This window comes from Aquitalea palustris, from assembly GCF_003693445.1.
In the GTDB taxonomy this organism is placed as follows: Bacteria; Pseudomonadota; Gammaproteobacteria; order Burkholderiales; family Chromobacteriaceae; genus Aquitalea; species Aquitalea palustris.
Genome location: NZ_RFAR01000040.1, coordinates 1 through 19182 on the forward strand (window position 1 = coordinate 1; position 19182 = coordinate 19182).

General features: G+C 59.3%; 18 protein-coding genes. 4 read left to right on the forward strand and 14 right to left on the reverse strand.

What is annotated here, in order from left to right; all coding sequences use genetic code 11:
- Window positions 1–127: 127 nt before the first annotated feature.
- From pgsA to EAY64_RS10140, 3 genes are read right to left on the reverse strand one after another with little or no spacing between them, the layout of a single operon-like run.
- The gene (pgsA, locus tag EAY64_RS10130; protein ID WP_103524656.1) at window positions 128–709 is read right to left on the reverse strand and encodes a CDP-diacylglycerol--glycerol-3-phosphate 3-phosphatidyltransferase; all 582 of its coding nucleotides are present in this window, start codon (window positions 707–709) and stop codon (window positions 128–130) included.
- A gap of 24 nt (window positions 710–733) precedes the next feature.
- The gene (gene uvrC, locus EAY64_RS10135) at window positions 734–2539 is read right to left on the reverse strand and encodes an excinuclease ABC subunit UvrC (protein ID WP_103524657.1); all 1806 of its coding nucleotides are present in this window, start codon (window positions 2537–2539) and stop codon (window positions 734–736) included.
- A complete protein-coding gene (locus tag EAY64_RS10140; RefSeq protein WP_226034206.1) occupies window positions 2539–3117 on the reverse strand; it encodes a DUF4124 domain-containing protein in 579 nt (192 codons plus the stop codon). Before EAY64_RS10140 ends, uvrC begins: the two co-directional genes overlap by 1 nt.
- Here EAY64_RS10140 and guaB point away from each other — a divergent pair.
- Window positions 3107–4570: an IMP dehydrogenase gene (gene guaB / locus EAY64_RS10145; protein ID WP_059285330.1), complete on the forward strand. Its 1464-nt coding sequence runs from the start codon at window positions 3107–3109 to the stop codon at window positions 4568–4570. The two genes, EAY64_RS10140 and guaB, sit on opposite strands and share 11 nt — an antisense overlap.
- A gap of 81 nt (window positions 4571–4651) precedes the next feature.
- On the opposite strand, the gene EAY64_RS10150 is transcribed toward guaB, so the two are convergent.
- Entirely contained in the window at window positions 4652–5137 is a 486-nt protein-coding gene (locus EAY64_RS10150; protein ID WP_103524659.1) for an AraC family transcriptional regulator, read from the reverse strand.
- Window positions 5138–5149: 12 nt separating this feature from the next.
- On the reverse strand, window positions 5150–6022 hold the full coding sequence (locus EAY64_RS10155) for an AraC family transcriptional regulator (RefSeq protein ID WP_103524660.1): 873 nt from the start codon (window positions 6020–6022) through the stop codon (window positions 5150–5152).
- Between the two features lie 175 nt (window positions 6023–6197).
- Here EAY64_RS10155 and EAY64_RS10160 point away from each other — a divergent pair, with 175 nt between their 5' ends.
- Entirely contained in the window at window positions 6198–7070 is an 873-nt protein-coding gene (locus EAY64_RS10160; protein WP_103524661.1) for an alpha/beta fold hydrolase, read from the forward strand.
- Between the two features lie 141 nt (window positions 7071–7211).
- Entirely contained in the window at window positions 7212–8069 is an 858-nt protein-coding gene (locus EAY64_RS10165; protein WP_103524662.1) for an HDOD domain-containing protein, read from the forward strand.
- Between the two features lie 72 nt (window positions 8070–8141).
- On the opposite strand, the gene EAY64_RS10170 is transcribed toward EAY64_RS10165, so the two are convergent.
- Entirely contained in the window at window positions 8142–9632 is a 1491-nt protein-coding gene (locus EAY64_RS10170) for a carboxypeptidase M32 (RefSeq protein WP_103524663.1), read from the reverse strand.
- 133 nt (window positions 9633–9765) lie between these two features.
- Here EAY64_RS10170 and EAY64_RS10175 point away from each other — a divergent pair, with 133 nt between their 5' ends.
- Window positions 9766–10158 (forward strand): nuclear transport factor 2 family protein, encoded by a 393-nt coding sequence (locus EAY64_RS10175; RefSeq protein ID WP_147456207.1) that lies wholly within the window; start codon window positions 9766–9768, stop codon window positions 10156–10158.
- On the opposite strand, the gene EAY64_RS10180 is transcribed toward EAY64_RS10175, so the two are convergent.
- The 8 genes from EAY64_RS10180 to ilvD all read right to left on the reverse strand — a co-directional run bounded on the left by EAY64_RS10180 (window position 10110) and on the right by ilvD (window position 19015).
- Window positions 10110–10841, reverse strand: a complete 732-nt coding sequence (locus EAY64_RS10180; RefSeq protein WP_199106883.1) for a hypothetical protein — start codon at window positions 10839–10841, stop codon at window positions 10110–10112. The genes EAY64_RS10175 and EAY64_RS10180 overlap by 49 nt on opposite strands.
- A gap of 170 nt (window positions 10842–11011) precedes the next feature.
- A complete protein-coding gene (ribD, locus tag EAY64_RS10185; protein ID WP_103524665.1) occupies window positions 11012–12121 on the reverse strand; it encodes a bifunctional diaminohydroxyphosphoribosylaminopyrimidine deaminase/5-amino-6-(5-phosphoribosylamino)uracil reductase RibD in 1110 nt (369 codons plus the stop codon).
- Between the two features lie 102 nt (window positions 12122–12223).
- Complete coding sequence (gene nrdR / locus EAY64_RS10190; RefSeq protein ID WP_103524666.1) at window positions 12224–12682, reverse strand: transcriptional regulator NrdR; 459 nt, start codon at window positions 12680–12682, stop codon at window positions 12224–12226.
- A 148-nt stretch (window positions 12683–12830) separates the two neighbouring features.
- On the reverse strand, window positions 12831–14078 hold the full coding sequence (gene glyA / locus EAY64_RS10195) for a serine hydroxymethyltransferase (protein WP_103524667.1): 1248 nt from the start codon (window positions 14076–14078) through the stop codon (window positions 12831–12833).
- A 95-nt stretch (window positions 14079–14173) separates the two neighbouring features.
- A complete protein-coding gene (locus EAY64_RS10200; RefSeq protein WP_103524693.1) occupies window positions 14174–15280 on the reverse strand; it encodes a hypothetical protein in 1107 nt (368 codons plus the stop codon).
- A 749-nt stretch (window positions 15281–16029) separates the two neighbouring features.
- The gene (yfcF, locus tag EAY64_RS10205) at window positions 16030–16668 is read right to left on the reverse strand and encodes a glutathione transferase (protein WP_103524668.1); all 639 of its coding nucleotides are present in this window, start codon (window positions 16666–16668) and stop codon (window positions 16030–16032) included.
- Between the two features lie 24 nt (window positions 16669–16692).
- On the reverse strand, window positions 16693–17079 hold the full coding sequence (locus EAY64_RS10210; RefSeq protein WP_103524669.1) for a nuclear transport factor 2 family protein: 387 nt from the start codon (window positions 17077–17079) through the stop codon (window positions 16693–16695).
- A gap of 82 nt (window positions 17080–17161) precedes the next feature.
- The gene (ilvD, locus tag EAY64_RS10215; RefSeq protein WP_103524670.1) at window positions 17162–19015 is read right to left on the reverse strand and encodes a dihydroxy-acid dehydratase; all 1854 of its coding nucleotides are present in this window, start codon (window positions 19013–19015) and stop codon (window positions 17162–17164) included.
- Window positions 19016–19182 lie beyond the last annotated feature (167 nt).

Sequence of the window (19182 nt, forward strand, 5' to 3'; positions counted from 1 at the left end):
TTGGCAAGGTTGCGCTCTACCAACTGAGCTATTCCCGCACTCACACTACTTTTGCTTCTCTTGTCTGCCACCGAAGTGGCGTCGAGAGAGTGCGAATTATAAGGGTTTCTCGGACCCTGTCAACACTTCACACATCAATTTTTTTACCGGAAAACTCGCGTGCCGCCATGCGCAGATAATAAACCATTGACCACAAAGTCAAAATTACCGCGATCACCATGAAAATATTTCCAAGCAGCAGGCTGTTTACCCCCGGCAACAGCGGACCGGCATACAGCAAGAGCAGAATAGCCAGCATCTGTGCCGCCGTTTTCAGCTTGCCGATATAGGCCACAGCCACGCTGCCACGGCTGCCCATGCCTGCCATCCACTCACGTAAGGCGGAGATGGTGATTTCGCGGCCGATGATGATCATGGCCATCCAGCCGGGAGTGCGGCCCATCTCGACCAGCAGTATCAACGCAGCGGCGACGATGAGCTTGTCTGCGACCGGGTCCAGAAAGGCACCGAAGGCTGAGGTTTGCCCCAGCTTGCGCGCCAGAAACCCGTCCAGCCAGTCAGTCCAGGCCGCGAGGAAAAATATCATGGCCCCTACATTGTTGCGGTCACTGGCATGTAGCACGGTATCCGGCAGGAAAAACACGGCAACGCAGAGCGGTATCAGGGCGACTCTGAGCCAGGTAAGGAAGATCGGCAAGTTGAAGGGCATGTGGTTAATCTGCTTAGGTTTTGTTTAATGCAGCGCGTGGTAAATCTTTTCCGCCAGCGTCCGGCTAATGCCATCCACCTGCGCCAGTTCGTCGACACTGGCCGCCACCACGCCACGCAAGCCGCCAAACCGCAGCAGCAGCTGCTGACGGCGCTTGGCACCAATACCCGGAATATCTTCCAGCGTGGAGGCGGTCCGGGCCTTGGCACGGCGGGCACGATGACCAGTGATGGCAAAGCGGTGTGCTTCATCGCGTATGGTCTGGATCAGATGCAAGGCAGGATGATCACTGCGCAATTGTAGCGTCTTTTGCTGATAAGGGAGGATGAGCGTTTCCAGACCGGGTTTGCGCTCTTCCCCTTTGGCCACGCCGATGATGGGCAGGCTTAGTCCCAGTTCGGCAAAAACTTCCAGTGCCACCCCCACCTGGCCCTTGCCACCATCAATCAGCACCGCGTCTGGCAACAGGCCTTCGCCTGCAGCCAGCTTGCTGTAACGCCGCGTCAGGACTTCGCGCATGGCAGCATAGTCATCGCCCGCCTTGGCGGTTTCAATATTGAAACGGCGATACTGACCAGGCTGCATGCTTTCCTTGTCATACACCACACAGGAAGCCACCGTGGCCTCGCCCATGGTGTGGCTGATATCAAAGCACTCCAGCCGCTCTACCCCCTCCAGCCCGAGTGCTTCGTTGAGCTGTGCCACGCGATGCTGCTGGGTGGCCTTGCTACTGTGGCGCTGCTGGATGGCCAGCATGGCATTCTTCTCGGCCATTTCCAGCCATACACGGCGCTCGCTGATGGGGTTGCTGACCAGATGGACTTTGCGCTCGGATTGTTCTTCCAGCGTTTGTCGCAGTGCAGCGGACACTTCACCATTGAAGATGATGACCGGCGGCATGGGTGCACCCAGATAGTGCTGGGCGAGGAAGGCATCCAGGTTGGCTCCGGCATCATCCTCTTGTGCCCCCTGCGGGAAAAAGCTTTTATCCCCCAGGTGACGGCCGCCGCGAATCATCACCAGATTGATGCACACCAGCCCGCTTTCAGCTGCAACAGCCACCACATCGCAATCGAGCTGGCTGGAGTTGCTGGAGACAAACTGCTTTTCCTGCACCCGGCTCAGCGCCTGTACCTGATCGCGCAGTTCTGCCGCCTGTTCGAACTCCAGCTGCGCGGCGGCCTGTTCCATGCGGGCGGTCAAGCTGTCGATCAGTTCGCTTTGCCGGCCTTGCAGGAAAGCCACTGCGCTTTGCACATCGTTACGGTAATCCTCGGCCGAGACATGTTCGACACAGGGGCCGGAGCAACGCTTGATCTGGTAGAGCAGACAGGGGCGTGAGCGATTGGCGAATACTGCATCTTCACAGGTGCGCAAGCGGAATACTTTTTGCAGGATCTGTATGCTTTCCCGTACCGCATAGCTATTGGGATAAGGACCAAAAAACTGATGCGGCTTTTTCGGCTCGCCACGGTAATAGGCCATTTGCGGGTAGTCGTGGCCGGTCAGCATCAGGTAGGGGTAGGACTTGTCATCCCGAAACAGGATGTTGTACTTGGGGGCCAGCGCCTTGATCAGATTGTTTTCCAGAATCAGCGCCTCCGCTTCCGAGCGGGTGACGGTGGTTTCGATGCTGGCAATCTGTCGTACCATCAACTGGATGCGTGGTGAGAGATCGCTTTTCTGGAAGTAGGAGCTGACCCGTTTTTTGAGGTCGATGGCCTTGCCTACATAAAGCACATTGCCCGACGTATCGAACATGCGATAGACGCCGGGCAAATTAGGAAGGCTGGCCAGTAACGATGGGTAATCGAATACGCTGGAAGGCACTACTTGTTACACCAGGTGGCTACATTTTGCTGGGCTTCTTGCAGTAAGTCGTTGCGCTGGCTGTCGGTGGCGAGGCCATTGCTGCCTGGCAGCTTGACCCGACCGCTCTGTTGCAGCGACGCCAGGTAACTCCGGGCATTCTTGCAGTTTTCCTGTGCCGTTTTTTTGTTCTGTTCTTTTATCTTGGCGTTTTCAGCATCAATATCGGCATTTTTCTTTTCAAGATCGCTCAGTACTGGCGTCTTGGGAGCTTTGGCTGGGGCAGAGGCCGCGGCGGAAGCCCGTACATTCAGTGGCTTGGCCCTGGCCCCCGGCGGCGGCTGGTCGGAAAACACGGTCTTGCCGTTGGCATCGATGTACTGGTACACCTCGGCCATGGCCGGGGCCGACAGCGAAAATGCAACAAGCACACTCAGAATCGCACGGGTTTTCATTCTTTGGTGTCCTAAGCTGAAACACGCTGATTGTACGGTGTCGGCACGCTGATCGCAAAAACAAGCGACAGCATTTTTTGCAACACTTCTATAGTCTCGGTATAATGCCGCTTTGCCGCAAAGGAAACGCCAGATGCGTATCATCGAGAAAGCCTATACTTTCGACGACGTTCTCCTCGTCCCGGCCCATTCTGAAGTCCTGCCGCGCGACGTAGTCCTCTCTACCAAACTCACCCGCAATATCACGCTGAACCTGCCGCTGGTTTCTGCTGCCATGGATACGGTTACCGAATCCGGGCTGGCCATCGCCATGGCTCAGGAAGGTGGTATTGGCATCATTCACAAGAATATGTCGGCCGACAAACAGGCTGCGGAAGTGTCCAAGGTAAAACGCCACGAAAGCGGCGTGGTCAAAGACCCGATCACCATCGCACCTGACATGCTGGTGCGCGATCTGGTCCTGCTGACCCGCCAACACAAGATTTCCGGCCTGCCGGTGATCGAAAACGGCAAGGTTGTGGGTATCGTCACCAACCGTGACCTGCGTTTCGAAACCCGCCTGGAACAGACCGTCGGCTCGATCATGACGCCGCGTGAACGCCTGATTACCGTGAAGGAAGGTGCCAGCATCGACGAAGCTCGCGAGCTGATGCACACCCACCGCCTGGAACGCGTACTGGTCATCAACGACCAGTGGGAGCTGAAGGGTCTGATCACCGTCAAGGACATCATCAAGACCAGCGAACACCCGAGCGCCAACAAGGACAATCAGGGTCGTCTGCGCGTAGGTGCTGCAGTTGGCACCGGCGGTGATACCGAACAGCGCGTTGCCGCGCTGGTGGCTGCCGGCGTGGACGTGATCGTGGTGGATACTGCCCACGGCCACAGCCAGGGCGTGATCGACCGCGTGCGCTGGGTCAAGCAGACCTACCCGCAAGTGGATGTGATTGGCGGCAATATCGCCACCGCTGCTGCGGCTCGCGCGCTGGTGGAAGCCGGTGCCGATGGCGTGAAAGTGGGCATTGGCCCAGGCTCCATCTGCACCACCCGTATCGTGGCCGGTGTGGGCGTACCGCAACTGACCGCCATCCACAATGTTTCCGAAGAACTGAAAGGCACTGGCGTGCCGATGATCGCCGACGGCGGCATCCGCTTCTCCGGTGACATTTCCAAGGCACTGGCTGCCGGTGGCAACTGCGTGATGCTGGGCGGCATGTTCGCCGGCACCGAAGAAGCACCGGGCGAAGTCGAGCTGTATCAGGGCCGTTCCTACAAGTCCTACCGTGGTATGGGCTCGCTGGGCGCCATGAGCCAGGGCTCAGCCGACCGCTACTTCCAGGACAGCTCCAACGCTGCCGACAAGTTCGTGCCGGAAGGCATTGAAGGTCGCGTACCGTACAAGGGCCCGATCGCTGCGGTCATCCATCAGCTGATGGGCGGCCTGCGCTCCTCCATGGGTTACCTGGGCTGCGCCAACATCGATGAAATGCATGAAAAAGCCGGCTTCGTGGAAATCACTTCCGCCGGTATGCAGGAATCGCATGTACATGATGTGCAAATCACCAAGGAAGCGCCGAACTACCACGTTTCGCGCTAATCCTCAGTCGCCAGCGGCCGCCAGACCGCTGGATGATCAAAAGCCCGTGTCACACGACACGGGCTTTTTTGTGGCTGCGCCTCAGGCCAGGGGCAATAGCAAACGGGTGCGCCATGCCTCCGGAGCCACCGCATGCGGCCCGCTCAAGGCTTCATCCAGCAAGGGGCGCTGGCCAAACTGCTCGCCGCTGGCGGGCAGCCATTCTTGTATTAACCAGTTCCATGCCTCGGCCAGGCCGGTATACGGCCCCTGATGCACAATGCATGCATAACGCCCTGCAGCCAGCTCAGCATAAGAAAAACCCCTGGCCGCAACTTCGCTCGCCGACAAGCGCAAAGCCGGCGGCGGTGTCAGGCAGGCCGCTGCGCGCAATGACTGCGGTGCGACCGTGGCCGGGTCATCCAGATACTGCCCGAATGCACGCAGGCTTTGCGGCCCGTCTGCATGCTGCTGCAATAGCGCACGCAAGTCGGCAAACGCCGTGGCAATGCCCGCGTAAGGCCCAAGATGCGGCTTCATCAACACCGGTAGTGGCTGTGCGAAGTGGATGATTTCTACCTGATACATGAAGAACTCCCGTTAGTCCCGCAAGGCCAGCAGCAAGCGACTGCGCAGCTGGGCGGGTGGCGTATTGTAAGGGGCATTCAGATACTGCTCGAGGCAAGGCTGGTCGGCCGGTTCTGCGCCGCTTTGCGGCAACCAGTGGCGGTATAGCTGATCCCATGCCGTTTTCAGCTCGGCATACGGCCCCACATGCTCCAGGCAAGCATAAGGGCCGGCCGGGATTTCACCACGGGAAAAGCCCTGGGCCGCCAACGCGGCATCACTCAGGCTGAATCCGCCAGGCAGGCTGACACTGGCGATAGCGCGCAAATCGGCCGCGGCCACCTGGTCCGGATCATCCAGATACTGGCCGAATACCTGCACCGGTTCACCGCCAGCCGGCAGAGGCCCCAGCAAGGCATGCAGGGCATCGAAAGCCTGCCCTATTCCCATATACGGCCCGCGATGATGCCGCTGCACGACCGGCATGGCGGGTAACAAAATGATGCTGACGCTGTGCATGACTCGCTCCTGTGAAGTGGCGGACATGAGCAAACGGCGCTGGCGATAACGACCCGGTGTTTCGCCGTAGTGCTTGCCAAATGCTCGCACAAAGGCAGCACTACTCGCATAACCGGCACGCTTGGCAATCGCGGGCAGTGCTCGCCGGCCCGCCGCCAGTTCGCCAGCCGCCCGGTGTAACAGCATGCGCTGCCGGCTCTGGCTTAGCGTCTCGCCCATCAGCGCATGAAACAAGCGATGAAAGTGATAGGGCGAGAAGCAGGCCTCTTCGGCCAGTCGCTCCAACGAGACCGGCTGATCCAGATGCCGCCACAGATAATCCAGCGCACGCATCAAGCGTTGCGAATACAAGGTACCAGGGCCGTGCTGGCGATAGGGTTTGCTCATGACGGGCAGTCTAGGTGAAAGGCATTGATCTATTTTGCGATTCTAGCCTGCCCCGTCCAGGCGCTGCACATTCCGCCGTGATGCGACACCGCCCCCCTTCCCCACCGTTCATGGTGAGCCTGCCCGGATTTTTCCGTACACTAAGCCTCTGTCCAATCCAGACGACCAATGCGCCATGCCCCTTGTTCAGCCCAGCCACAGCGAATTCATCATCCTGAACCAGCACCGTTACCATCTGCGCCACTGGGGTGATCCCGCGGCCCCCTTGCTGGTCATGCTGCATGGCTGGATGGATAGCTCGGCCACTTTCCAGTTCCTGGTGGATGCCCTGCCAGCCGGCTGGCATGTGGTGGCGCCGGACTGGCGTGGCTTTGGCGACAGTGACTGGAACCGTGACAGCTATTATTTTCCCGACTACCTGGCCGATCTGGATGCCCTGCTGAGCCACCTGTCGCCTCAACAGCCGGTACGGCTGCTGGGACACAGCATGGGGGCGATGATTGCCGGCATCTATGCCGGTGTACGTCCGGAACGCATCGAACGCCTGTCGCTGGTGGAAGGCTTTGGTCTGAATGCCACCCGCCCGGCGGAAGCACCCGGCCGCTATGCCCGCTGGCTGCGCGAGCGGCGTGATGCACCCAGCTTCAATGCCCTGGGGCGGCTGGAAGATGTTGCCAACAAGCTGATCGAACGCAATCCGCGCCTGCAGACACAGCGAGCGCATTGGCTGGCCACCATGCTGACGCGTGAGCGGGATGACGGCCAGCTGGTTTACCGTGCCGATCCGCGCCACAAGATGGTCAACCCGGTGCTGTACCGGCTGGAGGAAGCCAAGAGCTGCTGGCAGCGCATCAGCGCCCCGGTGCAATGGGTCATGGGTGGCGATATGTGGGACCACCCCATGGCCAAGGGCGTCATGGATACGCTGCCGGAACGGCGTGCCTGTTTTGCGCAGCTGCAGGAAAAGGTGATAGCCGGTGCAGGCCATATGATCCAATGGGAACAGCCGGAGGCGTTGGCGCAGGTGATTCAGCCTTTCCTGATTTAAGCTGAAACCAGGTTTGATTGAAGAGCCGCTCCCATCAAGCTTGAGCACGGTCAAAATTTACTTGATAGCCTATAAGATGGCCTAACGATTGGCAGGAAGGCTGATAAAATAAATGGAAATCATCTCCTCATAGCCTCCAGCATGACGCCACTGATCAGTACCGACGAGCGTGACGAGCTCCTGAAAAATTTGGTTATCCCTCCGCGTCCGGATGTGCTGGACAAGCTGCTGGGACTGCGCAATGACCCGGATGTCACGCTGCAAAAGCTCGACGACATCATCAGCGAAGACCTGGCCCTGTGTGTTGCCATGCTCAAGGCAGCCAATACACCCATTCTCGGCCGCGGTCGTCGCATCACTTCCATCCATCAGGCCATCAGCCTGCTGGGGGTGAAAAATGTGATCAGCCTGGTCAGCGGTCTGGTATTGCGCACCCGGCTCACTGCCGAAACACCGCCGGCACTGGAGCAATTCTGGGATAACACTTTGCAGATTGCCGCAATCAGCGCCGCACTGTGCGACAAGATCGTACATGTCCCGGATGACTGCCAGAGCTTTGCGCTGTTTCACAGCTGCGGCATGGCCATCATGCTGATGCGCTACCCCACTTACTACCGCACCCTGCGACTCACCGAAATGGCCAGTGATGACCGGGTGGGCCTGGTTGAGCAGGAATTGCATGGCACCCGCCATGATGTGGTGGGCTATCTGGTGGCCCGCAGCTGGAACATGCCGGAAAACTTCGCCAAAGCGATCCTGATGCAGAATGACGACACGGTCATGGCCACCGGGCCTGATGCGCCGCTGGATCATGATGGCCGCATGATGGTAGCGGTCACCCGGGCAGCGCGTCACGTCTGGCGCACGCTGACACCGGGCAAGGAAGATGCCGGCTGGGAGGCACGCAAGGATGAAGTGTTGAATTATCTGGGCATGTCGGATGTGGAATTTGAAGACTGGGTCGATGCCATGCATCAGGAGCTGGCTGTCGCCGGCTGAATACCCGGTATCCGGCATAAAAAAAACCGCGCGCCTACTTGGCCGCGGTTTTTTCTTGTCAGCCGCCGGCGGCTATCCCAGGTAGCGCGCCTGCAAATGAGCATGGAAGTAAGCCGGATTCAGGCTTTCCCCGGTGGCACGCTGTACCAGCGTGTTGGTGTCATGCAAGCTGGCCTGACTCCAGATATGCTGCTGCAGCCAGTCAAACACCACAGCCAGATCACCTGCAGCAATGCGCTGATCCAGATCCGGCGTGTCGCGCCGCATTACTGCGAAATACTGCGCGGCATACATCGCTCCCAGCGTATAGCTGGGGAAATAACCAAAGCTGCCATCCGTCCAGTGGATATCCTGCAAGCAACCCTGGCGGTAATTACCACGGGTATCCACTCCCAGATAAGCCTGCATTTTCTCATCCCACAGCGCTGGAATATCCTCGGCCTCGATCTCGCCCTCCATCAGGGCTTTTTCGATTTCATAGCGCAGGATGACGTGTGCCGGGTAGCACAACTCGTCGGCATCAACCCGGATAAAGCCCGGGTGAACACGGCTGTACAGCCCGGCGAGGTTTGCAGCTGACAAGGCCGGCTGCTCGCCCAGATATTGGCCCACCAGCGGGGCAATCAGGCTGAGGAAGGCCGGGCTGCGTCCCAGCTGCATCTCGAAAGACAGACTCTGGCTTTCGTGAATACCCATGGAACGGGCACGCCCGACAGGCAAATGCAGCATGTCACGCGGCAAGCCCTGTTCGTAGCGGGCATGGCCGGTTTCATGAATGATGCCCATCAGGCTTTGCATGAAATCGTCTTCGCGATAGCGCGTGGTGATGCGTACGTCCCCCGCCACACCACCGCAGAAGGGGTGAACGCTGACATCCAGCCGACCACCGTCAAAATCAAAACCCAGCAGCTGCATCACGGCCAGCCCCAGCTGGCGCTGCTGTTCTACCGGAAAACTGCCCTGTGGCAAGTGCAACGGTTCCTTGGCCTGCTTGGCCATGACTTGTGCAATCAAGCCTGGCAGCCACTGCTTCACCTCACCGAAAATGCGGTCGATGTCGGCACTCTGCATGCCCGGCTCGTATTTGTTCATCAAGGCATCGTAGGGGCTGCAGCCTTGTGCTTCGGCCAGCAAGCGGGCTTCCTGCCGTGACAGGGCCACCACTTCACGGAAATTCTGCAGAAAGCCGGCCCAGTCATTGGCGGTGCGCTGGCTGCGCCAGGCATGTTCGCAACGCGCCCCGGCCAGTGCTTGTGCTTCCACCAGCGTGGCGGGCAGCAGGTTGGCGCGTTGCCATTCCCGGCGCATTTCCCGCAGGCTGGCGCGCTCTTGCAGGCTGAGATCTTCCTGTTCCGCCCGCTGCAATTGCTCGGCCAATGCCGGGTCGGTCAGGGTGGCGTGCATCAGTACATCCAGCTCGGCCTGCGCCGCCGCCCGCGCATCATTTCCCTTGGGCGGCATCATGGTGGCCTGATCCCAGCTGACCATGGCGGAGAGGTGTTCGTAGCGATAGAGCCGGGTAAAGCTGGCAACGAGGGACTGATAGGCCGATGGCTGGGACATGCGTGCTCCTGCAAGGTATGAGTGGGAGCATGATGCCAACATGAAATGCGTTGGTCAAAGCCATTTATTTTTGCTGCCTTGACATGAGTGACATACATGGATAATGATTTTGTACATTTTCAAAGGTGCATTCATGAATAGCAAAATCAGCTCTCCACTGGCAAGACTGTTCCTGTTGTACCAAGCCCGCGACTGGCATGGGGCAAGGAGTCTGCTCTGCGACAGTGCCATCATGTGTTGGCACAGTTCGGGCGAATGTTTTAGCGGCGGCGATGCCATCATCCATGTCAACGCGGTGTATCCGGAAGGCTGGCGTATTACTCTGCTGGAAGACAATCTACTGACGGATGCACGCATCCATGTGATTGCTGCAGTGGATCACCATGAGCAGCGCTTTCTAGTGAATTCGTTTGCTACACTGACAGACGATAACCGTATCGTTCGGCTGGACGAATACTGGGCTACCTGCGAAGAACCTCAGCGCTGGCGCGTGGTGCTGCCGGGCTGGAGCAGGCTGATAGGCTGAGCGGCTTCCTCGGCCAGATGGATGCGCTCGTGCGCTGGCGGAAAAGACAGCCAATAGTAGAAATACTCGCGCGCCAGCTGGACGAAGGCTTTCTTGTTGCGGCTATCGTTCAGGTGCAACAGCATGGCATCGACCACCATGCGGAAGCTGTCTGGTCGGTAAGGTTGTCCGGATAGCAGGAACAACATGCCCTTGAGCAGCATTTCGCGTTCGTGAATGTCGGCTTCGGCCATACCATCCTCGAACAGCTTGCCCAGGTAGATTTCCAGCGAGGGCGGAAAGGCATCAAAGCCCTGGCGCTGCATGCGCTCCAGCAGCGAGGCCAGTGAGTCGGCCATCTCCAGCCGCACATTGCGGGTTGTAAAGCCGGAGCGGGCAGTAATTTCCACCAGCTTTTTCACATCACCCAGCCAGAAGTAATAGAACTCACGCGCGCAGGTCAGCGCCGTGACCCGGTCGATCACGGCACAGCTACCGACAAAACGCTCCACCACACGGCGGAAGGAATGGGCATCACGCGACACCCCATCCAGCAGTGGCAGCAATTGATCCAGCAATTGCCGTCGCTCATCCAGCACCTGTTCGGCCGCCCCCTGGCGCAAGATAAGGCGCAGATAGGCATCTAGCGCCTGCTGCAGGCCGGCCGAATCCATGGCGGGAAGTGATGAGGCTGAGTCAGTCATTGTGGTCTACTCATGCTAGCGGCACAGGCCGATACTGGCGGCCATGCCAGTCTTGTGTTTCACCGCCCTAGTGCCCGGCGGCAGACCGGGCCATGAACAAGCTGCTTCATTGTGGAACACGCCAGCCGGTTCGGCCAGCCCGATATCCGCGGCAGCCACGACAGCATGTCTCACAGCGCTGCGGCAAAAGTCATGTTGATACGAATATCAGCCCCCACCATGCGCACATCCTGAATCTTTACCTGCTGCTTGTCGGCAAGATCTTCCAGCGCCGGCCAGGCAAACAGGCCCTGCGCCGTACTGCCGACCAGCGAGGGGGCAAGATACAAAATGGCTTCGTCAACCAGACCAGCCCGCACCAGCGCACCATTCAGGCCGGCACCGGCCTCTATCATCAGTTCGTTGATACCGCGCTCGGCCAGGTGGCGCATCAGCATGGGCAGATTGGCATGGCCGGCATCTTCCGGCAGCACCATCAATTCGGCACCACGTTGCAGATAAGGCTGATGGCGGGCCAGGTCGGTACTGCTGGTCACCAGCAAGGTATTACCGCCATGGAAGATGCGGCGATCCGGCGGCGTGACCAGCCGGCTGTCCAGCACTACCCGCAAGGGCTGCTGCGGCAGGATGAAATCGCGCACCGTCAGCTGTGGATTGTCCACCAGCACCGTGCCACTGCCGGTGAGGATGGCACAGTGGCGGGCACGCAGCTTTTGCACATCATGGCGGGCTGCCGGGCCGGTAATCCATTGGCTCTTGCCGTTCAGCAAGGCCGTCTTGCCATCCAGCGTGGCGGCAGCTTTCAGCGTGACCCAGGGACGCTGGCGTTCTACCCGCGACAGAAAACCACGATGTACCCGGCGCGCCTCGGCTTCCAGCAGGCCGGCACTGGCATCGATGCCGGCTGCACGCAGCATGGCCAGACCACGGCCAGACACTTCATGATAAGGATCGACCATGGCCGCCACCACCCGCGCCAACCCTTCCTGTATCAGCCTTTCAGCACAGGGCGGGGTGCGGCCGTGATGGCTGCATGGCTCCAATGTCACATAGGCGGTCGCGCCACGTGGAGTATTTCCGCGCGCCAGACAGTCCTTGATGGCCTGAATTTCGGCATGATCCCCACCAAGCTGCAAGGTTGCCCCTTCACCGATGATCTGGCCATCACGAACCAGTACACAACCTACGCCAGGATTAGGCGCGGCGCGGCGGGTGGCGGCTTCGGCCAGGCGCAGCGCCTGTTGCATGAACACATGATCTTGCGGGGAATACGACGACATCAAGCAACCTTCCAGCGGAATGAGTATGGTCGCGCCACGCCATTAGCGTCAGCGACCGGCAACGGAAAACAGGCCAGCCATTGCCGGCTGACCAGTCCTTGTTTAATGATTGGACTTCTGGATTTCCTTGATGGCGTCGGAAAACTCGGAGATATCCTGGAAGCTGCGATACACCGAGGCAAAACGCACATAGGCCACCTTGTCCAGTTTGGCCAGTTCGTTCATCACCATTTCGCCGATCTGGCGGCTGGATACTTCGCGTTCGCCCAGTTGCAGCAGCTTGTGGCAGATGCGGTCGATGGCGTCATCCACCAGTGCGGTAGGTACCGGACGCTTGTGCAGGGCACGCAGGAAACTGGTACGTACCTTCTCGATATCGAACTCGGAACGATGGCCGCCGGATTTCACCACCTGCGGCATGCGCACATCGGCGGTTTCAAATGTCGTGAAGCGCTTTTCGCAGGCCAGACAACGGCGACGACGACGAATGCTGGCCCCGTCCTCGCTAACTCTGGAGTCGATGACCTGCGTATCGGCATTGCCACAGAAAGGACATTTCATGACGTGTCAATCCAGTATGTTTGATGAGGTCTGATGGTAGCAGCAAAGATCAGACAGGTTAATGCCTGCAACGGTAAAGCCGCCTTGATTTGCCGCAGATAATAAAAAAGGCAGCCCGCAGGCTGCCTTTCGTCTGGCACGCAATCGCTTACTTGGCGTAAACCGGGAAACGATGGCACAGCGCGGTGGCCTGTTCGGCAACACGGGCGATGGCAGCATCATCAGTCGGATTATCCAGTACATCAGCCACCAGGTTGGCCACCATCACTGCCTCGGCTTCCTTGAAGCCACGGGTGGTGATAGCCGGCGAGCCGATACGGATGCCGGAGGTCACGAACGGGCTTTCCGGGTCATTCGGAATGGCGTTCTTGTTGACCGTGATGTGACCACGGCCCAGCAGCGCATCGGCAGCCTTGCCAGTCAGGCCCTTGGGACGCAGGTCCACCAGGAAGACGTGGCTTTCGGTACGACCGGAGATGATGCGCAGACCGCGCTCGGCCAGGGTACGGGCCATGGCGTCGGCGTTCTTCAGCACTTGTTCCTGGTACACCTTGAATTCCGGCTGCAGCGCTTCCTTGAAAGCGATGGCCTTGCCGGCAATCACGTGCATCAGCGGGCCGCCCTGCAGGGTGGGGAACACATTGCTGTTGATGCTCTTTTCGAACTCGGCCTTGGCCAGGATGATGCCGCCACGCGGACCACGCAGGGTCTTGTGGGTGGTGGAGGTCACGAAGTCGGCATACGGCACCGGGTTCGGATAGACACCAGCGGCGATCAGACCGGCGTAGTGCGCCATGTCGACCATGAAGTAAGCGCCACACTTCTTGGCGATCTGACCCATGCGTTCGAAATCGAAGCGCAGGGCATAAGCAGAAGCGCCGCCAATAATCAGCTTGGGCTTGGTTTCCATCGCTACGCGTTCCATGTCGTCGTAGTCGATTTCTTCCTGCTCGTTCAGACCGTAGGCCACGATGTTGAACATCTTGCCGGACAGGTTGGCCGGGGAACCGTGGGTCAGGTGACCACCATGGCCCAGGTTCATGCCCATTACGGTGTCACCCGGCTTCAGGATGGAGAAGTACACCGCCTGGTTGGCCTGGCTGCCGGAGTGCGGCTGCACGTTGGCGTATTCGGCACCGAACAGTTGCTTCACACGGTCGATGGCCAGTTGCTCAACCACATCAACGTGTTCACAGCCACCGTAGAAACGCTTGGCCGGATAGCCTTCGGCGTACTTGTTGGTCAGCTGGGAGCCCTGGGCTTCCATCACTGCGGGGCTGGTATAGTTTTCGGAAGCGATCAGTTCAATATGATCTTCCTGGCGTTGGCACTCGGCCTTGATAGCGGCGGCCAATTCCGGGTCGAACTTGGCAATCGTCTGGTCAGCTGCAAACATCTTTGACTCTTCCATCAAAGGGTTAACGATGAGGCCATTCTACACGAATCGCCCTCTGAAACATTTTCACGTGAAGCGTTTTTACCAGCGCCGCTTCAGGCCTGCCCGTTCAACTGCGGCAAGTCATCAGCGGTAAAGAACAGCGGAATGCCATCACGACTTTCCGGGTAAACCGCCGGCAGCACATGCACATCGCGCACCCGGCATTCCGCCATCAGTTCGCGGAAGTTCGATTCGATCAGCGCCACATTGTCCATGGCCGCCAGCGGCCAGACAAAGGCTTCCCAGTTGCGCTCGTCGCCTTCGGCAGACAGGGTGATGTGCAACTCACCGTTGTCATGGGCCGACAGAATGGCCACCGGGTCTTTCGACAATTCACGCAGGCGGCGGATCTGGCTGCTGGCAAATACCTGCAACGCTACTTCGAAGCGGGCGAAATTGCCGGCCACCAGCGCCTGCATCACCGGCAGGGGCGGGCGGGCGATGGGGAACAGCGTCACGCCATCGGTGTGCAGCTGCTCGCCCAGGAATTTCATCAAGGGCATGCCCCAGGCACCCACGGCACCACCCAGCTGTACCGGCGCGGCATCGCCCGGCTGCTGGATGGCCACCCCCAGCAGGTAGCGCAGGAATACGCCCTCTTCTTTCAGGGTAATGGCCGCACCGTCCAGCGCTTCGCCGGCAAGGGGGGCCGCTGCATCCAGTTCACGGGTCAGGCGATACAGCTTCGCCGCATCCATGGCCACCACACTGTCCGGATGCAAGAGCTGGCCGAACACGCGGGCCTCACCATCCGAACTCAATACGCCGTGCTGACGCAACAAGGCGTTCAGGCCGTCTTCATCAGCAATCTGCGCCGGCAGCGTCGCCTGATTCTTGCTGCCTGCCACCAGCACCAGCGGCAAGGCAAACAGGTGAGCACGACGGCCATCCGGCTGCTCCACCGCCGCACGCAACGCATCCCAGACAATCTTATAAGTGTCTTGCGACGGCACCATCGCCAATGCGACCGAAATCGAGAGCAATTCGCCACGCTGCAGCATTTGCGCCATGGCGTCACGAATGGCGACAAACCACAGCTCGCGGTCGGCATCGCTGCTAGCGTTTTGTACCGACAAGGCGTTGTGGATCAGCATATTGGTCAGCGACACCGGCGGGTGGTACTGGCGCGGGTCCGGAAGAGTGAGAAGCGGCTGCGACATCATGTCATCCTGCTGAAATCGGGAAAGGGCATATTGTCGCACAATCAGCCGCGCCCGGCTCACCAAGCAAGCGCTTGACTTTCACATTCAAACATAAGCATGTGCTAATTAGCGACAGAAACGGATGTTTTTTAGCTTTTCGAAAATACTGATGTTGACACCCGAGCGCGACATCCGGATAATCCGTACTCGTTGAGATGCAGCAATTGCTTCTTGATAGTTTCTCCTCTATTTCTCCTTTGTAGACTTGGCGCGGGCCTCACGGCACCGCGCATTTTTTTGTCCATTTGCCAGGCAAGCCCAAAAAAATCTGCATAACACAATGTTATTAAAGATTTTTTACACGCGCGGCAGTATTCTCCCTCTGGCCAAGAATCACGCGAACCACCATGACGGCCCTGTCATATACCACTTTGCGCATACTTGCAGCCACTGCGGCGAAAGGACATTGGAATGTACATTGGCATGTTCGAATTTGCGCAATCTTGCGCAGCAAATGAAACATATACTGTATACAAGTTCAAATTGTGACAAAAAAGAAAAACCGAACATGCGAAAATGTTCGGTCTTGCTGAGCTAGCAAGGCAAAACAGCGGGAATTGCGCTGTTGATCGGGGAATCCAGTCTGGGGACCAAACCGGAAATGATGTGACAGAGCCAGGGAAATTAAGTTCTGACTTGTAGAAAATTCCACAGCACACATGATCAGCACTGTGGCAAGCAGCACACAGCTTAGCGGCTGCCCGACATCAGGCCAGCGCCGGGCGCGGTAGCTGCAGCCACTGCTGCACTGATGGTCGCTGCCATTGCCGAGCCGCATAGTCTGCCAGCCGCGCAGGCAGTTCATCGCCATTCAGCCGCAGGCGGTTGAGCATCAGCGCCAGATCGACATCGACAATGCTCCACTCGCCAAACAGGGTGTCCCGCCCCGGTAGCAGCAACTGCTCGGCAACACGCAGCAGCTTGTGGGCGGCGCGCTGGCCACTATCCGACAGGGGCTGTGTCACCGGCCGATAAAACACCACCAGCGTGTCGCGCTCCTGTCTGAGTGCCAGCAAATCGCTACGCAACCAGGCCTGGATTTGCCGCGCTCGCGCCTTGTCCTGGGCCGATTGCGGGTACAAAGCCGGGCCGGGAAACAGCTCGTCGAGATATTCGGTAATGGCCGAAGACTCACTGAGCACGAAATCACCATGCTGCAAGGCGGGAACCCGCGCGGTCAGCGAGCTGAAGGCATAGGCCGGCGCATGATTGGCCCCGGCATCCAGATCCAGCGCCGACAGCGTAAAAGGCAGCTGCTTTTCCTGCAGCGCCACATACACCGACATCGCATACGGGCTGCAGTACTGGGCATCAACGGTCAGGTGTAGTGAAGCGGTATTGTTCATTGCCAAGTTCCTCCGCTGGTGACATCACTCCGCACAAGCCTGGTCTAGTTGCACAGACCCGGAAACAAAGCTTGCGCTGCTTATCTTCCCTTCTTCCACGGCATACAGGCACAGCAGCTCGATCTGGCCCGGGCCTTCGGCAAAATTGCGCCTGACCATTTCGTGGTCAATCACCACCTGCCCCAGTACCTGACGCCGTAACAGCCGTGCATGCAGATCGGGCTCGGCGAAGCGGGCGATGGCCCGCTGGCGAATCTCGGCATGACCACGCGCCAGCAAGGTGGCAGGGTGCTGGTACTGGCAGGCATCTGCCGCATAGGTAGCCAGCCAGGCGTCCAGATCATGGGCGTTATAGGCGTCCAGCTGTTGCTGGACCACCTCTTCAGGGGACAAATGCAGGGTCTCTACCATCTTGGGTATTCTCCGGTGAGCACTAAGCGAAAAAAAACGGCAGCCGCAGCTGCCGTTCTTGCACATTCAGCGGGCAGTCCGCTTATTTTTCCACCTGGGTCACATCACGCACCGCACCGGTATCGGCGCTGGTGGTCATGGCAGCGTAGGCACGCAGGGCGGCGCTGACCGGACGCTGGCGGCCCAGCGGTTTCCAGGCATCACGACCACGGGCGTCCATGGCGGCACGGCGTGCTGCCAATGCCTCGTCGCTGATGGCCAGGCTGATGCCACGATTGGGGATGTCGATCTCGATGGTATCGCCCTCTTCCACCAGACCAATCGCACCGCCTTCGGCTGCTTCCGGCGACACATGGCCGATGGACAGGCCGGAAGTGCCACCGGAGAAGCGACCATCGGTCAGCAGTGCGCAGGCCTTGCCCAGGCCTTTGGACTTGAGATAGCTGGTGGGATAGAGCATTTCCTGCATGCCCGGCCCGCCCTTGGGGCCTTCGTAGCGGATCACCACCACGTCGCCAGCCACAATCTGGTCGTCCAGAATGGCGGCCACGGCATCGTCCTGACTTTCGAAGATACGGGCACGGCCGGTGAACTTGAGGATGGAATCATCCACCCCGGCGGTTTTCACAATACAGCCACGCTCGGCGATATTGCCGTAGAGCACGGCCAGGCCGCCGTCCTGGGAATAGGCATTGGCCTTGTCGCGGATGCAGCCAGCGGCGCGATCATCATCCACCGTCGGGTAACGCATGGATTGCGAGAAGGCGATGGTGGTGGGCACGCCACCCGGTGCCGCACGGTAGAAGCGGCGGGCTGCGCTGTCTTCGCCGTGGCGCATGATGTCCCAGGCTTCCAGTCCCTCGGCCAGCGTCTTGCTGTGGATGGTGGGGACATCGCGGTGGATCAGGCCGGCGCGGTCCAGTTCGGACAGAATGGCCACCACGCCACCGGCGCGGTGTACATCTTCCATATGATATTTCTGCGTGGCCGGGGCTACCTTGGACAGGCAGGGCACCGAGCGCGAGATGCGGTCGATGTCGGCCATCTTGAAATCGACACCGGCTTCGCTGGCGGCAGCCAGCAGGTGCAGCACGGTATTGGTGGAACCGCCCATGGCCACGTCCAGGCTCATGGCGTTTTCAAAAGCCTGCTTGGTGCCGATGGCACGCGGCAGCACGCTGGCGTCGTCCTGTTCGTAATAACGCTTGGTGATATCGACGATCAGGCGGCCGGCACGCAGGAACAGCTCCTTGCGGTCGGCATGGGTAGCCACCAGGCTGCCGTTACCCGGCAGCGACAGGCCCAAGGCCTCGGTCAGACAGTTCATCGAGTTGGCGGTGAACATGCCGGAGCAGGAACCGCAAGTCGGGCAGGCGGAACGTTCCACCCGTTCCACGTCTTCGTTGGAAATGGCGCTGTTGGCCGCTTCCACCATGGCGTCGACCAGGTCGAGCTTGCGGATGTCGTTGCCCCACTGCACCTTGCCGGCTTCCATCGGGCCACCGGAAACGAAGATTACCGGGATGTTCAGGCGCATGGCGGCCATCAGCATGCCGGGGGTGATCTTGTCGCAGTTGGAGATGCACACCAGTGCGTCGGCACAGTGGGCATTCACCATGTATTCCACGCTGTCGGCGATCAGGTCGCGGCTGGGCAGGCTGTACAGCATGCCGCCGTGGCCCATGGCGATGCCGTCGTCGATGGCGATGGTGTTGAATTCCTTGGCCACCCCGCCAGCGCGTTCGATTTCACGTGCCACCAGCTGGCCCATATTGTGCAGGTGGACATGACCGGGCACGAACTGGGTGAAACTGTTGGCAATGGCGATGATGGGCTTGCCAAAATCCTCGTCTTTCATGCCGGTGGCGCGCCACAGGGCGCGGGCACCCGCCATGTTGCGACCGGCGGTAGAGGTTTTGGAACGGTATTGGGGCATGTCTTGTTTCCTTGATGATCAGATGCTTGCAGAGCACATTGCCGCTGACCACGCCTGTGTTGCAGGCAGGTCTGCCCTCTCCGGGGTGCCGCAGGATCGGGCTGGCCACATTCTGTCACGGTAATGACAGGACGCGGCGGAACGCATTCCGTATAATTTCGTCCATA